This window comes from Sphaerospermopsis aphanizomenoides BCCUSP55 (assembly GCF_001586785.1).
In the GTDB taxonomy this organism is placed as follows: domain Bacteria; phylum Cyanobacteriota; class Cyanobacteriia; order Cyanobacteriales; family Nostocaceae; genus Sphaerospermopsis_A; species Sphaerospermopsis_A aphanizomenoides_A.
The window spans coordinates 26328-42509 of record NZ_LUFH02000021.1 but is presented as its reverse complement, the minus strand read 5'-3'; the positions used below and the strand labels follow the sequence as shown (position 1 = coordinate 42509).

Below are 16182 nucleotides of genomic sequence, written 5' to 3'. Positions count from 1 at the left end.
CCTTACTTCATCGCTTCCGCAGTCTTGTCTTTATCCAGCTTGAGAATCAAAACCCCCAAAGGTGGTAAACACAAATCCAAGGAATAAGGACGATTATGTAAAGACCAATCATCAGTCCACTTACCGCCTAAATTGCCCATATTGCTACCGCCATACTGACGCGCATCGCTATTGAACAACTCGGTATAAAATCCCTTTTCTGGTACACCGATACGATAGTGAGAATGAGGTTGAGGAGTAAAATTACAAACTACAACCACAAACTCATCAGCATCCTTAGCACGACGGACAAAAGAAACTACGCTGTGACGGTTGTCGCTACAGTCAATCCACTCAAACCCTTCCCGTGCAAAATCTTGAGTATACAAAGCAGGTTCAGAACGGTAAAGATGGTTGAGAGACTGGAAAAATTCCTTTAGCTGTTGGTGTGGTTCATACTGGAATAAATGCCATTCTAAATCAGCCCACACATTCCACTCACTCCACTGGCCAAATTCCATACTCATAAACATGGTTTTCTTACCAGGGTGCGCGAACATATAGGTAAATAAAGCCCGCACGTTAGCTAACTTCTGCCATCTATCACCGGGCATTTTACCGATGATATTGCTCTTACCATGCACAACTTCATCGTGAGACAATGCCAGCATAAAATTCTCACTGTGGTTGTACCACATACTGAAAGTGACATTGTTTTGATGGAATTGACGGAACCAGGGATCCATGCTGAAATAATCCAACATATCGTGCATCCAACCCATGTTCCACTTCAGGTTAAAGCCTAGACCACCTGTATAGGTAGGCCAAGACACCATAGGCCAGGAAGTAGATTCTTCGGCAATGGAAAGCGCACCAGGAAAATAACTAAAGATATTGTGATTTACTTGACGCAAGAAATCCGCAGCTTCTAAATTTTCTCTACCACCGTATTGGTTGGGCAACCATTCCCCATCTTTACGGCAATAGTCGTTGTAAAGCATGGAAGCTACAGCATCCACCCGAATTCCGTCAATGTGGTATTTATCAAACCAGAACAGGGCATTAGCTACCAAGAAATTTCTAACTTCGTTACGGGAATAGTTAAATACTAAAGTTCCCCATTCCTTATGTTCACCTTTGCGGGGGTCAGCGTGTTCGTATAGGTGAGTACCATCGAAGAAGGCTAAACCGTGACCATCTTTCGGGAAATGTCCAGGAACCCAATCTACCAGTACACCAATGCCATTTTCGTGACATTGGTCTACAAAATACATGAAATCTTCAGGACTACCAAAGCGGGAAGTGGGAGCATAATAACCAGTGACTTGATAACCCCAAGAACCATCAAAGGGATGCTCGGCAATTGGTAGTAATTCTATATGGGTATATCCCAATTCTTTGACATAAGGAATCAGTTTTGCCGCTAATTCTCGATAAGTCAGGAAACGCGCACCGGTTTTGAGTTCAGAAACTACTACTACTGGTTCAGTTTCTCCATTGGGTAATTTTGCTGGTTCTGCACTAGCAGCGTGTAACCAAGAGCCTAAATGGACTTCGTACACGGAAATGGGTTGGGTGAGGGGGTCTGTATGTCGCCGCACTTCCATCCAGCTTTCATCGTTCCAGGTGTAAGCATTTAAGTCGGTGACTATAGATGCTGTTTTGGGACGTGGTTCTTGCTGGAAACCGTAGGGGTCAGATTTTTCGTAAATGTGTCCTTCAAAATTTTTGATTTCGTATTTGTAATGTTCTCCCACACCCAGTTCAGGAATAAATAATTCCCAAACGCCTGTATGTCCTTTCCGCATCTGGTGTTTACGTCCATCCCAGAGGTTAAAATCTCCCAGAATAGAAACGTTACGCGCATTGGGAGCCCAAACGGCAAAATAAACACCTTTGACACCATCGACTGCTGTCAAGTGCGCTCCCAGTTTTTCGTAAATGCGGTGATGGTTGCCTTCTGCAAACAAATGCAAGTCAAAATCTGTTAAGTGGGGAGAACGGAAGGCGTAGGGGTCATAAATGACACGCTCATATTCACCTTCTTTAATCCTTAATTGATAGTTGGTAAGTTCTGCTGTTTCTATAGTGCATTCAAAAAAATGGGGATCATGCACTGTGTACATCGGGTATTCTTTTCTGTCTTCTGGAACTACTACCCATGCTGAACTGGCATTTGGTAGGTAGGCTCGCACAGCCCAGACATTTTTCCCATTTTGTTCAAAGAGATGTGAACCAAGAACTTCAAATGGATCGTGATGCTGATTCCAAACTATACGGTTAACCTGCTCAGGGGCGATCGTGCTGATGGACATGAAGCTACCTACGTGAAATAATGTGATTAAGTAAATCTAGTTTTTTATAACTATATATATTCTTTACATTTATTTGCATTTTTGTCGTCACGGTTATCCTACATCAGAATGTATATTATTGGTGACAGGTGACAGTAGAGATAGGATGATAGGGAGGTGGGGAGAATAATCTTTTGCCACTGACAACTGACAACTGACAACTGACCATTAACTAAATATCCAAAAATGGAAATAGCTGTAATAGTACCTGCCGTATCCGCAGCAGAAATATTTGTTCTCGAATTTGAGCATTCAGTTTTGGTGGTGGACTTGTTTGCAGTTGCGCTTGTAATTCTGCATATTCAGCAGCAGTTAGGCGTTTACCATCAATGGGCGATCGCGCTGCGGTAATAATTTCTGTTCGCAATATTTCTTCTGGTATTTCCTCCACTGGTGGTAATGCCATCACCTTTGTTCCCCAATGGCTACTCACCACAACTAAAATAGTGGTACTAATAACCAAAATCAGAAATTTTACACATTTCATTCTTTAATTTTAAATTTTGAATTTTGAATTTCTAAAGCCCCGGTGGTAATTTCTCCCCACACAACTGATGAATTTCCATAATGCGCTCAAATAGCCAGGGATATCCCTGACGATACTCAGGAATAAGTGCTAAAGGACTCAATAAAGCCGCAGCCGCAATATCAGCCACACTCAGATGATCACCCACTAGATATTTACTTTTTCCCCAGCGGATAGATAATTCTTCTAGAGCTATAGTTAATCTTTTAGTAGCTATTTCTACAGTAGCATTATTAATACCATACTGTTTTCTAACTACATTAATCACCATCTGACTCAAGAATGATGGGTCAATTTGTTTACCTTCAGCAGCCCGAAAATGATAATAAACAAACCTTGTTGCTGTTCCAATACTTTCATCTAACCAGTCTTCCAGCATCAAGGCTTGAGTTTGTTGTTCGTGGTTAGTGAAAAATAGCGGAGGTTCTGGTTGATAGGATTCTAAAAAACTTAAAATCTGTGTAGAGTCACCAATAACTTGTGTTTGTCCTTCAATTTGCGGTAATAAAACAGGCAGAGTAGTTAACCCGGTAAGTGGCTTTAATCTCAAAATATGTAATCCAGGAGTCAAATTTTCTACCTGGTATTTAATTCTTTTATAGCCTAGTGCCAGACGAGCTTTACGACAATAATGAGACGTACTAAATTGCAGGAGTAACATAAAGCTACTGTTGCGGAAATAAAAATTTTTTTCGTTTAAATCAGAATGTGGACACTTAGAAGAGGTATAAACCATCTATTCTAGTGTCCTACAGTTGCTGCTTCAATTAAACAACAGTTTAGCTCTCTAATGCCGAGGTAACTGTTGCCTCAAGTCGATGCCTGACTAAACTATGTGACATACTTCCTCGTCCTAAAGGAGCGAGGACTCATTAACGTTTCACAAAAACTCGCTACTAGGTAGTCTTACAGTTTCTCCACGTCCGTTTAGAGTCTCCCCATGCCTTAGAGCGACTTGTTTCTATTGTTGCCAGCTATCGTTGACATACTCTTTGCCCTAAAAGTGCAGAGATTCTGGGTTCAAACAACAGTTGCAGTTTTATACCGTCTTATACTATCTCGCCCAACAGACAATGCCCTGACTGTTTCAACTATTTTATCAGCAAGCCATCCTAGAAGGACGGGGAACCTCAAACTTATTTTTTTGGTAAAGCCGTCCTAGAAGGACGGGGTTTTAAACCCAATTTTTCGATCAACGCTATCCTATGGAGTTGCAGTAGGACTAGCGGCTGGGCTGGCTTCAGGTGCGGTAGTAGCAGCAGGGCTGGCTCCAGGTGCAGTTGTAGCAGCAGGGCTGGCTCCAGGTGCAGTTGTAGCAGCAGGGCTAGACTCAGGTGCAGTCGTAGCAGCAGGACTGGTTCCAGTATCAGCAGGTTCACCAGCAGCAGGTGTAGAAGCGGGGGTACCACTAGTTCCAGCAGGTTCACCGCCACCCTCACAAGCTCCGAGCATAGTAGCGAGACTTAACACGAGAGCCAAACCAAAGACTTTTGTTTTCATAACTCCTCTTTCACCAATAAAGGCAATAGAAATATTGCTTCTGTTGAATACGATAGCTTATTTGTTGACTTTTGTTAAATGCTTGCAAATTACAAATTTACACCCCTAAACCCCAATACCGCCTGGTTAGTGGGAAAAGGGGAAGGGAGCAAGAAAAACCTTTCACCTCAAACCATTCAGGAGTACCGAGTAACGAGTACCGAGTAGTGAGTAACCCCATAACTAAAGTGAGGGGCTAGTAACTGAATCAAAATATCTATCTAAATCTACTCATATCTAATTAAAGGAGCTAGGTGTTGCCTCTAACCACTCCACATTGCCATAATCTTTAATTGTATGGAGCTTACATATTGAAAACAAAAATTAATAAACCTCTTGTAAAAGTCACTTTTGCAAGAATTGGCAAAAGATGAAAGGCCACGAACGGAAAATACTCCCCCTTTTCCTCTGCGGCTTATCCCCACCGAGTGGGGACACAAACTTATCCTCTCCCCAAGGTCTTTTTTTTTAATCTACCATTCACAACAATTATGGCTGTTGCCCGCAAATCAGCGGTTTCTACAAAAAATTCTTGGTTCAAGCGTAATTCAGACCTACCTTTGGGTCAGCAACGCTCTCGCGCCCAGGGAAAAAGTACGCAAACCTCTTCTACACTAGCAAATGAGTCTACAGGATTGCACTCTAGAAGAAGACGGAATTCTTCTAGAAATTTATTATTTACTTCCACAAAAGAGCCTGTAGCACCCACTTTAGTCCCAGGTTCTGGCAAACAACCAGCCGCTAATATTGATGGTCAGGTAAATGAACGCTTACCTATGATGTCTGCTGCCGGGGCTGCACCTGTGTGGTTACTACGCCTATATACTATCTATCGTTATTCTTCCGCAGCGGCGTTTTTGGTTGTGGCGGCAACACTTATGGTTTATGGTTGGACGGTATATTCCCAAGAGCTTTGGAGTCAAGCTTATCGGACACTGCAAAGTTTACAACGTAATGAACGTCAGTTGACCACCACCAATGCCACCCTGACTAGCAAAATGGCTGATGAGGCAGAACAACCATCAGCAGGACTAGTATCACCAAGTCCTGGGAATACAATTTTCTTACCACCAAACTCTGACCGTCCTAATTCGGCATCCTCCCATAAAATTCCCAATTCAGAAGCACAACCCCAAACTCTTTCACCTCTGGGATATTAACAAGACAGGAGTTCAGGAGAAAGAGGTGATAGGTGACAGAAGAAATAAGGGTACGGGGATAGGGGCCAGAGGAGAAAATTTTCACCCTTGCTTCTTGCTAGAAAGCTCCTTTTCCTCTTCTCCCCAAAACCTACACTCTACAAACTACTACACACCACAATCTACACCCCAATGCAGAAGTCACCAAGCAGAACAAAATTTAGAAATTTGCGAAATTTAGAATTCACAAGACAGAGAAAATTTTCCAGACCCGCTGTATCTAACAATGGTACTGCTAAAACCACAGTTTCGACACCAAACCTTAAGTCTCGACTGTTGATAGTTTGGGGTGTCTTAATGGCTGCTGGGTTGGGGTTAGCTTTTAATTTGTATCGCTTACAAATTGTTGATGGAGCGAAGCTGACACAAAGAGCTAGAAACCAGCAAATGGTTAATTTACGCCCTTTTATGCCCCGTCGGCCAGTGGTGGATCGGAATAACAATGTCTTGGCTATTGATCGTCCAGTTTATACTTTGTATGTCCATCCCAAGCTGTTTGATAAATCTAATGAAGAGATGGCACAGCAAATTGCACCCGTACTCAATAAAGATGCTGATAAGTTAGTCAAAATATTTCAAAGTAAAAGAAGTGGCATTCTTCTTGCTGATGGTGTGGCGGAGAATGTTGCTGATCGCTTGATTTCTTTTCGCTTGAATGGCTTGGAATTTATTCAAAAATATTCCCGTTTTTACCCACAAGATGATTTAGTTGCTAATGTGGTGGGCTATGTTAATCTTGACCGTCGCGGTCAGGCAGGGGTGGAATATAGTCAAGAGAAGCTGCTAGAACGCTCTGGACAAACGGTGCGCTTGAGTCGGGCAGGTAACGGGGCTTTAATGCCAAATCATGCGCCAGAGGGATTTCTGCATTTTGATGATTTAAAACTGCAATTAACTCTTGATAGTCGCTTACAACGAGCCGCCAGAATGGCGCTGAAAGAACAAGTTGATAAGTTCCAAGCCAAGCGTGGGGCAGTAATTGTTATGGATGCTATGGATGGTTCTTTATTGGCTTTGGTTTCTGTGCCTACTTATAATGCCAATGAATACTCCAAGGCTGATATTGGACTGTTTAAAAACTGGACTGTAGCTGATCTTTATGAACCTGGTTCAACTTTCAAGCCTTTGAATGTGGCGATCGCACTGGAAAATGGTGTTATTAAACCAGATGATATGTTTAACGACCCCGGTACAATTAAAGTTGCTGACCGCACTATTAAAAACGCTGAAATAAATAGTTATAGACGAATTACTATTGCTCAAATTTTACAAACTTCCAGTAACGTTGGTATGGTACAAATTATCCAACGCATGAAGCCCACACTCTACTACAACTGGTTAGAAAAACTAGGACTGGGGCAAAAAATGGATATAGATTTGCCTTTTACAGTGGGTGGTCGCCTCAAAAGTCAAGAAGAATTTCTGTCCTCTACTATAGAACCAGCAACTACTTCCTTTGGTCAAGGTTTTTCTTTAACTCCATTACAATTGGTGCAAATGCACGGTGCTTTAGCTAATGGTGGTAAACTAGTAACACCCCACGTAGTCCAAGGGCTAATTGATAGCCAAGGTAAAATTCACTATTTACCTAATTTACCAGCACCACGCCAAATTTTTTCACCCACTACTACCCAAAAGGTAGTGGACATGATGGAGACTGTTGTTTCTCAAGGTTCAGGCAAAGCATCAAAAATCAACGGATACAGTATTGCTGGTAAAACAGGTACAGCCCAAAAAGCTAGTCCTAATGGTGGATATATTCCGGGAGCCAGAATTACAAGTTTTGTAGGTATTGTGCCAGCAGAAGCTCCCCGATATGTAGTTTTGGCAATAGTAGATGAACCAAAAGGTGCAAATGCTTATGGTGGAACTGTTGCTGCACCAATTGTTAAAGCTGTAATGGAAGTGCTGATACCATTGGAAAAGATTCCACCCAGTAAGAAGGTGACAGGTGATAATTGATAATTGATACTTGATAAGTAAGTCGACTTGAAAAAACCGAGGTATGTTACAAAAAGTCAAGTCCCTGAAAGTTTCTTCCCTCTTGCCTTTTACCTCTTGCCTTTTGCCTTGCCACAACGATAAATTTCAACGCCTACCTACTTAGTTGTTTTTACCCAATTACCAATTATCTCAACCGTAGGTTTTTTTGAGTGTTTCTTCAATTGAACCTAGATTTTGAAAGGTTTCAATTAGTTGATGTGATCTGGTTATTTTGTGTGCCAAAATAGCTTTTAGGGGTGTTAAAAATTTAATATCCGGGTCATTTTTTAAAGCATCTTCAGCAACTTGTAAAATTTTGGTTGCATTCTGGAAAATTTCTTCATGTTCAAAGCCTAATTTGGCGGAAATTTGGTGTAAATTAGCATCAGGTATAATAGCTCTACCCTCTAAAGTTTGATCTAATGCTAAACCTTTTAATAATGCCAGTAAACCTGCATAAATAGAAAAATCATCACAGCTATCACAGGCTTTGAATTCGATGCGGCCTACTTCTGCTGGAATGCGGGCAATTTTAGTTAAAGAAGGTACACTTTTAATTAATTGTTCTTGCTTTTCTACAAACACTAATGTGGCTGATCTTTTTCCAGTTCTGATAAATGTCCTTACTGATAAACCTTCCCATAAACTGCCATTATAAAAAGGAGAACTATAACTAAAAGGAACTATATAAGGGCTGTAATAAGTCAATTTTTGACCAATATCAATTACACTTGCAATTGGTAAATCTGCTAAGGAAATATTTAAATCTGGCCCATAAGAAACCATGTAAATATAAGCAGTTTGTTCATCAGGATAAGCTTGTAATTGCTTTATTTCAAAATCATTTAATGGCGGTTGTGGTTCAAAAATGCTAGTATAGGGATTAAAGCTAACTAAAATAGGCGAGAAACCAAAACTACGGGCTACCTCACTCAGTAAAGAAAAACTTGTTGTTAATTCATCAATTGCTCCTTGGATAGTCGAGTTGATAGTGGTTCTGATTTCGATGCCTTTAGCTAAACAGTCAATTACCTCTTCTGAATCGGCAAATCTTTCAAATCCCTCAATATACCACCGCTTCTTTTTAATGCCAGCATCACCAACTCTTAATTGTGGGTAATCATGAGGATAGAACGGTAATTTATCAACTATTTGCTGAAAATCGGCAAATTTTGTGCAGGAGAAATCAGCAAACTTTCCTTCATGGTTAAGGAATGCAACTTCATGTTCAATTCCGAAAAAAAACATATAGTAAATAGGAAAAATTCTCAATAATTATTGCCACAGGGATTCTAACACAAAACTGACGATTCAGGTAGCTTAATATTGATTTAGAAAAATTTGAGGTGTGAGTTTTTATGACAAGTGCTGTTCCCACCCCTTACAGTAGTGAACAAATTTCTGCTTGGTTACGAGGACTACTTACGATTGCTTGGTCTGATGGCAATTTTGATGCTCAAGAACAGGATATCATTACCAATATCACCAAAGATGAGTTAGCACCTTGTATTGACTGGAATTCTTTAGAGATCATTACACCAGAGGAATTAGCAGCTGTTTTGGGTAAAGGTACACCCATAGCGGAAAATTTTTTGCGAACAGCGGTAATGGTAGCGATCGCAGATGGAATATATTCTAAGAGCGAAGAAGAAATTTTACAACAGTTTTGCCAAGTTTTAGAACTAAATACAAAAGCCTTAACTGCACTACGTCATACCCTAGAAGATACAGAACAAAGACAAGACCTAACCTCTACCCCACCAGACATACTTCATCCCATGCGGGAATGGTTGGATGGGTTAGAAATGCACGATCCCAGAGTTGCCAGATTTTTGTGTAAAATGATTCCTTCCCAGTGTCCTTTTGAGCGGGATGTCACCCTATTTGGACGGAAAATAGTTCATATTCCGCCAATGTGTAAAATTAATCCTTTGTATGAACAATTAGTAGGTCTAAGGTTTCGCGCCCTTTCCTACCTTGCAGATGAATGTGGTGAGGATGTTTCACCTTATATTTAGTCACTGGTTATTAGTGATTAGTCAGTAGTTAGGTGAGATAATGAAGAGTAGGCGGTTTCAAGAATTACGAATATCAATTGTCATAAAAATTGGTTGATGAGATTTGCAAAATCGTGAACGAATGGAAGTCACTAGCGCAAAATAATGACTAATGACTAATAACCAGGACTTACGCAAAACAGAACGAAAGTAGAGGTAATTCATGAATTACCTCGACGTAATCATAAGGTTTTCAGCCAGATGTGGCGTAAGTCCTAATAACTAATGACTAATGACCAATGACGAATAATTCATTATGCAATTTATTGATCAAGCATTAATTGAAGTAGAAGCTGGTAAAGGTGGCGATGGTATTGTCGCCTTCCGCAGAGAGAAATATGTTCCCGCCGGCGGTCCATCTGGCGGTAATGGGGGTCGGGGTGGTTCGGTGGTTTTTAAAGCAGTGGAAAACCTGCAAACTTTGCTAGATTTTAGATACAAACATCTTTTTAAAGCAGAAAATGGTGGTCGCGGTGGACCGAATAATTGCACAGGTGCATCAGGAAAGGATTTAATGATCGAAGTTCCCTGCGGTACTGTGATTTATGACGCGGAAACTGATGCAATTTTAGGTGATTTAATTCAACCTGAACAAACTTTACTCATCGCTGAAGGTGGTAAAGGAGGTTTAGGAAATCAGCATTTTTTAAGTAACCGCAACCGTGCGCCAGAATACGCACTTCCTGGCCTGGAAGGAGAAAGGAAGATGTTACGTTTAGAGTTGAAATTATTAGCAGAAGTGGGAATAATTGGTTTACCAAATGCTGGTAAATCCACTTTAATTTCATCTTTATCTGCTGCACGTCCCAAAATTGCCGATTATCCGTTTACGACTCTCATTCCTAACTTGGGTGTGGTGAAAAAACCTACAGGTGATGGGACAGTTTTTGCTGATATTCCAGGATTAATAGAAGGTGCTTCTCACGGTGCTGGTTTAGGTCATGATTTCTTGCGTCATATTGAACGCACCAGGGTTTTATTACACCTAATTGATGCAACAAGCGAAGATGTAATTGGTGATTACCATACTATTCAAAAAGAACTAAAAGCATATCGTCGGGGTTTAGAAAAACGTCCTCAAATTTTAGCATTAAATAAAATAGATGCTGTTGATAGGGAAATGGTGGATTTAGAGGCTTTAGCTACTCAATTAAATCATCTTTCCTATGCGCCTGTTTTCATAATTTCTGCTGTTACTCGTAGTGGTTTAGAGCCAATGTTACAGGAAATTTGGCGAGTTATTGATGAAATGAATGCTCTGGAAGCAGCCGAGTTACAAGAAATAGGGAGTTAAGATTTAAGGGAGAAAGGTAAAGGGGAAAAGGGGAAGATAAAACCTTTAACCTTTATTCTCAATCCTGAATTATTACAGTTTGAGTTTTTCTATAATTTTTATAGCCATATAAACAGGATTTTTTATGAGTGCATCCCATACAGTTCAACAATTACAAGCAGAATGGATAACACCAGAAAATTTTCAGCGTTATGGACAGGTGATATTTCCTAGTCAAGATGGTAAGACTTTTGATACAGAAGATGCAAAGTTAAATTTACAAAATGGTATTCCTCGCTTTTATATTATGCGATTGCAGAGTAAAGGGCTAAAGTTTAATAAAATTACTCGTCATGAAAAATGTACTCAGTGTTTAGGTTCTTTGGCAGGAAAGGATTGGTTAATGGCAGTTTGTCCACCTGAGAATGATCTCAAAGAACCTGTTTTAGAACAACTTTGTGCTTTCCGCATTCCCGGAAATTGTTTTATTAAATTAGAAGTCGGAACTTGGCACGCTGGACCATATTTTGAGCATGAGTTTGTGGATTTTTATAATTTGGAATTAAGTGATACGAATGTAGTAGATCATTTCACTCATGATTTTATTAAAAGTCATAAGTTAGCATTTGAGATAGTGTAAGGTAAATCGGACTTCAAGCACTCAGATATAGCAGTTGTAACGGAATAGGTGACAGTGCTAAAAATCTTTGGGTGTTTAAGTTTGGTCATCCATTGCTATATAATAACGCAGTGGATTATCGGAATTTTCTCACCTCAGCCCAAAACTGTCCTACTAACAGCATTGTCACTCTTTTTCATCAACGTAGAAATCACAAAAATAATTCCCTAATTTTTAATTATTGCTGCGGTAATTAAATTTACAACCTTTAAATTTGATAAAAAAAACTCAAAATATTATCCCATCTTGTAATCTAAAAAGATAAAGAACACCCCCGCCAAAAATATCAATATGGCTCCTTTACCTGATTACCGTCCTAAACAATTATCCGTCGGTCCTTTAGAAGCAGAAATTCTCAGTATCGTTTGGGAACTGGGTTCTGCCACAGTCAAGGATGTACACGATCGCATTCTAGCTGATCCCAACCGTGAATTAGCTTATACTTCCGTCACCACTGTTTTACGTCGTCTCACCGAAAAAGGTTGGTTAGCTTGCGACAAACAGGGGAAAGCTTTCTATTGGCGGCCATTGCTAACCAAGCAACAAGCTGAGATGATTAAAGCCCATGATCAATTACAGCGATTTTTAGCAGTGGGAAATCCTGATGTAATTGCTGCCTTTGCTGATAGTTTAGATCAAGCCGCTAGTGACCAAATAGAAGCGATCGCCAAACGCATTCAAGCTGCACGTCAAGCCAGGGGAGAAAAATAAAATTATGCATATACTCATGATTCTCACTGCTGTCACCATTGCCTACAGCTTAAGATATTTCGCCAATATACCCACAGGAAATTGGCACTTACGATGGCAGCAATCACTTTTTTTATTCCTATTTCCCCCCCTACTTCTTTTCATGACAGCAACAGCAGTAGTCTGCATGGGTACACAAGGGAAAATGGGAGGAATGTATACTGGTTCTTTTAGCTATTTGCTATCCTTAATTTTCCTAGGCTTTTTTAATATTTTGGGAATTAAACTGGCTTTTCAAGGTTGGAAATCAGTAAAATCTGCCCGTGAATGTCCACAAATCAATCTCATTGGTAAACAAGTCCGACTCCTACAAACTGGGGCTTTATTTGCCGGTCAAATGGGTTTTTGGCAACCAGAACTGGTAGTTAGTCAAGGATTACTAGAAACTCTCTCTCCAGACCACCTAGAAAGCGTGTTTGCACATGAACAAGGACATTACCACTATAGGGATACATTCTGGTTTTTTTGGCTCGGTTGGGTACGTTCTTGCACCGCTTGGTTGCCTAATACAGAACCTTTATGGCAAGAATTGTTAATGTTGCGGGAATTACGGGCTGACAGTTATGCTGCATCCCAAGTCGATCCGTTGATATTAGCGGAATCTTTATTGTTAGTGGTGAGTAGTCAACCTCTAACATCTGAAGTTTGCTGTGCAGCTTTGGGTTCTTCTGGAGTTGATAGATTGGAACAAAGAATAAATGCTTTATTAACACCACCAGAACCGAATTCAGAACGTCAATTACAATCCTGGCATATCTTTTTATTTGCTTTTCTACCCTTAATTACAGTAGTTTTTCATACTTGAATTGACAATTGTTTCATTCAAGGTTAAAAACCTCAAGGGTGTGCATCTTCACTCCTTATAAATTGGGGAAAGGGTGGAATTCAGGAGTACCGAGTATCGAGTACCGAGTAATCCCCTAACTTTAGTTATGGGATTGAAACAAGGAAGCATTATTTCTCGTGCAATCATCTCGTTCGCGCAGCGTGCCGTAGGCATAATAAATCTTTGTTCCTTCTTCCATAAATGAATTCAGGGGCTTTAGACCCATTTGTGCTGAGTTCTCATCTGGGATCTCACTCATTACTCATTACTCGTTACTCAGCACTATTTCAATAACCCTCCCCAAAATCAAGCCTTAATTGCTTCTAGGTACTATTTCTTGACTGGAACTTCAATAGCTGGTTTACCAACCATCTTTTCTGTATTTTCGTCACTTTCTAGAATACCAAACTCAATCAACAACTCTTCTAGTTCTTCCATTTCAATAGGTGTGGGAATATTCAGATTCGTGTTGTTGATGATTTTCTTAGCTAATATCCGATATTCATTACCCTGATTACTATCAGGTGCATACTCGTTAACAGTCATACGACGCAATTCTGCGTGTTGAACAATATTGTCACGAGGTACATAGTGAATCATTTGGGTGTTCAAGCGTTTTGCCAGGGTTTCAATTAATTCGATTTCCCGGTCAACGTTACGGCTATTACAAATCAAGCCACCTAACCGCACACCACCAGTATGAGCATATTTTAAAACACCACGAGCAATGTTGTTTGCAGCGTACATCGCCATCATTTCACCTGATGTAACGATGTATATTTCTTGCGCTTTTCCCTCCCGAATGGGCATGGCGAAACCACCACACACAACGTCACCTAATACGTCGTAAGATACGAAGTCTAAATCTTGGTAAGCACCGTTTTCTTCTAAGAAGTTAATAGCGGTAATAATACCACGACCGGCACAACCTACACCGGGTTCTGGACCACCAGATTCTACGCACCTAACACCACGGAAACCGGTTAACATGACTTCGTGAAGTTCTAAATCTTCAACAGCACCTCTTTCAGCAGCCAAGGAAAGAACTGTAGTTTGAGCTTTGGAGTGTAGCATTAAACGGGTAGAGTCAGCTTTAGGATCGCAACCTACAATCATAATGCGTTGACCCATTTCAGCCATAGCTGCGAGGGTGTTTTGAGAAGTGGTAGATTTACCAATACCACCTTTACCGTAGAAAGCTATCTGTCTGATATTTGCGTCAGTAGTCATTGTTGGTGTTTTCCTACAATTATTTTGTTGATGGGTGCAAAAATTGCTTGGAGATTTAGATTAGGAAACAGAATTTGTATAGCGACTTAATGCATATTCAAAGCATGACCAAACGCAAATTCAGATTTTTTAAGAAAATAAGATCTGGATACTGGAAATGTATTGAGAAGAAATTCACATCTCCTAAATTAAGAAATATTGAACAGCTTAAATTTGACAGTATCGCTTATTGTCACGGCATCCTCTGAGGATGTTTAATCTTGGAGAGTGGTTACAATAGGGATTCACCTTTATGCAGATTTTCCCCTAAACCACCAATCAACCAACATTGCATTTCACTCTCAATGATTGCTACAATTTATGCGATCTTGTTTTGGTTATTACTGTCAAAAATTTCTAATTTCCAGCCCAATGAACGATTTTCCTAAGTTCTGGAAAATTGCTATATTGATGTTGCTTTTATAGCAACCGCCAAGGTGCTGAGGACATCAACAGATGATAAAATGTAGACAGTAAAAGCCTTTTAAATCTGTCAACTGTCACCTGTCCCCTGCTATATAGATGTTTCAGAATCAATAGATCTCACCGTGATTGATACAACAAGATAAATCCTATTGTGATCATATTTCACGGCTAAAAATACTTTTTCTTACTTATGCTTAGTCGCTAACAATTCTGATGACAATATATGTACCAGACAGCCTCAAAGAGTCTTTCTTCCCAAACTCCAAGGTTAATATCATCTGATAGATAATGTTATCTAATTAGCCAATTTTTATTGGCACATACTCAAAGGAATTCTGATTTAATTCAAGTTGTTACGAGGGTAACTCTTCTAATTCATCTGGTTTTATCTTGACCTAAAGAAAAGATAAATAATTTGCAGTCAATTTACCAGAAAAAAAGAAACTGATTGAGTTTACCTCAATTTCCACTTGAAGTTTTTTTGAAGTTTTTTGAACCTTCATGTTTTTGATTCCTATCCTCACAATAACATGAATATCAAGATTTTCTAAGCCTCAGAATAAATAATTTTTCTCCCATCTAAAATATTATTCTTATTACCTTTAATGGTCATGACTTAGCAGTCATTAAGTGCAATTTAGGCAAACATTTGATCAAATATCATTTGTGAAATAAGCTACTTTTACAATCCAGTTGAAAAAGTGATAAGTAGGGTTTGCTGAAATAGCGTAGGGTGACATAAATCATGGACAGGGAACAGGGAATAGTTTCAGCTATCTGGTATAGATAACGTCATCTGATTGCTAATTGTTTAAAAGCAACCTAACTCCCAATACTTGTCGTTAAACTAATAACAATGAAATTATGTAGGTTGGATTGAGGAACGTTCACGAAGTGTGGCGAAGCCATAACCCAACATTTACCAAAAAACTGGGTCTCAAGCCCCGTCCGGAGACGGCTTTCTCATAAAATGGTGGAAGCAGACAGGGCATTGTCTGTTGGGCGAGATAGTGTCAGACGGTATGAAACTGCAACTGTTGTTTGAAACCAGAATCCCCGCGCTTTTAGGGCAGAGAGTATGTCAAATCACTTAGTAAGTTTAGTAACTTTAAAAGTCAAAAGCATGAAGTTTGAAATTTATGCTTTCTTGCTTCATGCTTTATACTCTATTTTTTTTAACTCCCCAGGCCGGATTCGAACCAGCGACCAATCGATTAACAGTCGATCGCTCTACCACTGAGCTACTGAGGAACGCTCACAACGATTACTATATTAAACCGAAAATCAGAGGTTGTCAACTACTTTGGGAAAATTTTTTTGAT

General features: G+C 39.8%; 13 protein-coding genes and 1 tRNA gene. 7 read left to right on the top strand and 7 right to left on the bottom strand.

Annotated elements, in window-relative coordinates:
• Positions 1-2: 2 nt before the first annotated feature.
• From glgB to A0J48_RS07635, 4 genes are all read right to left on the bottom strand, one after another.
• Positions 3-2294, bottom strand: coding sequence for a 1,4-alpha-glucan branching enzyme (glgB, locus tag A0J48_RS07650; RefSeq protein ID WP_200321834.1), 2292 nt, complete (start codon positions 2292-2294; stop codon positions 3-5).
• A 211-nt stretch (positions 2295-2505) separates the two neighbouring features.
• Positions 2506-2820 carry a hypothetical protein gene (locus tag A0J48_RS07645; protein WP_200321832.1) on the bottom strand — a complete coding sequence of 105 codons (315 nt, stop codon included), beginning with the start codon at positions 2818-2820 and terminating at the stop codon, positions 2506-2508.
• Positions 2821-2851: 31 nt separating this feature from the next.
• A complete protein-coding gene (locus A0J48_RS07640; RefSeq protein WP_200321830.1) occupies positions 2852-3520 on the bottom strand; it encodes a glutathione S-transferase family protein in 669 nt (222 codons plus the stop codon).
• Between the two features lie 542 nt (positions 3521-4062).
• The gene (locus tag A0J48_RS07635; RefSeq protein WP_200321828.1) at positions 4063-4359 is read right to left on the bottom strand and encodes a hypothetical protein; all 297 of its coding nucleotides are present in this window, start codon (positions 4357-4359) and stop codon (positions 4063-4065) included.
• 530 nt (positions 4360-4889) lie between these two features.
• Here A0J48_RS07635 and A0J48_RS07630 point away from each other — a divergent pair.
• Both A0J48_RS07630 and A0J48_RS07625 read left to right on the top strand, forming a co-directional pair.
• Positions 4890-5558, top strand: coding sequence for a hypothetical protein (locus A0J48_RS07630; RefSeq protein ID WP_200321827.1), 669 nt, complete (start codon positions 4890-4892; stop codon positions 5556-5558).
• A 171-nt stretch (positions 5559-5729) separates the two neighbouring features.
• Positions 5730-7559, top strand: a complete 1830-nt coding sequence (locus A0J48_RS07625) for a peptidoglycan D,D-transpeptidase FtsI family protein (RefSeq protein ID WP_200321825.1) — start codon at positions 5730-5732, stop codon at positions 7557-7559.
• Positions 7560-7730: 171 nt separating this feature from the next.
• Here A0J48_RS07625 and A0J48_RS07620 read toward each other — a convergent pair whose 3' ends face one another.
• On the bottom strand, positions 7731-8828 hold the full coding sequence (locus tag A0J48_RS07620; protein ID WP_200321823.1) for a glutamate--cysteine ligase: 1098 nt from the start codon (positions 8826-8828) through the stop codon (positions 7731-7733).
• A 110-nt stretch (positions 8829-8938) separates the two neighbouring features.
• Between A0J48_RS07620 and A0J48_RS07615 the strand changes: the two genes are divergently transcribed.
• The 5 genes from A0J48_RS07615 to A0J48_RS07595 all read left to right on the top strand — a co-directional run bounded on the left by A0J48_RS07615 (position 8939) and on the right by A0J48_RS07595 (position 13144).
• Positions 8939-9598, top strand: coding sequence for a Mo-dependent nitrogenase C-terminal domain-containing protein (locus A0J48_RS07615; protein WP_200321821.1), 660 nt, complete (start codon positions 8939-8941; stop codon positions 9596-9598).
• A 295-nt stretch (positions 9599-9893) separates the two neighbouring features.
• Complete coding sequence (gene obgE, locus A0J48_RS07610) at positions 9894-10931, top strand: GTPase ObgE (RefSeq protein WP_200321819.1); 1038 nt, start codon at positions 9894-9896, stop codon at positions 10929-10931.
• Positions 10932-11055: 124 nt separating this feature from the next.
• The gene (locus tag A0J48_RS07605) at positions 11056-11550 is read left to right on the top strand and encodes an ureidoglycolate lyase (RefSeq protein WP_200321817.1); all 495 of its coding nucleotides are present in this window, start codon (positions 11056-11058) and stop codon (positions 11548-11550) included.
• A 330-nt stretch (positions 11551-11880) separates the two neighbouring features.
• Positions 11881-12300 (top strand): BlaI/MecI/CopY family transcriptional regulator, encoded by a 420-nt coding sequence (locus tag A0J48_RS07600; RefSeq protein ID WP_200321815.1) that lies wholly within the window; start codon positions 11881-11883, stop codon positions 12298-12300.
• 4 nt (positions 12301-12304) lie between these two features.
• Positions 12305-13144, top strand: coding sequence for a M56 family metallopeptidase (locus A0J48_RS07595; RefSeq protein ID WP_200321813.1), 840 nt, complete (start codon positions 12305-12307; stop codon positions 13142-13144).
• Between the two features lie 351 nt (positions 13145-13495).
• On the opposite strand, the gene nifH is transcribed toward A0J48_RS07595, so the two are convergent.
• Positions 13496-14395, bottom strand: coding sequence for a nitrogenase iron protein (gene nifH, locus A0J48_RS07590; RefSeq protein ID WP_200321811.1), 900 nt, complete (start codon positions 14393-14395; stop codon positions 13496-13498).
• Between the two features lie 1644 nt (positions 14396-16039).
• A tRNA-Asn gene (locus A0J48_RS07585) sits at positions 16040-16111 on the bottom strand.
• Between the last annotated feature and the right edge of the window lie 71 nt (positions 16112-16182).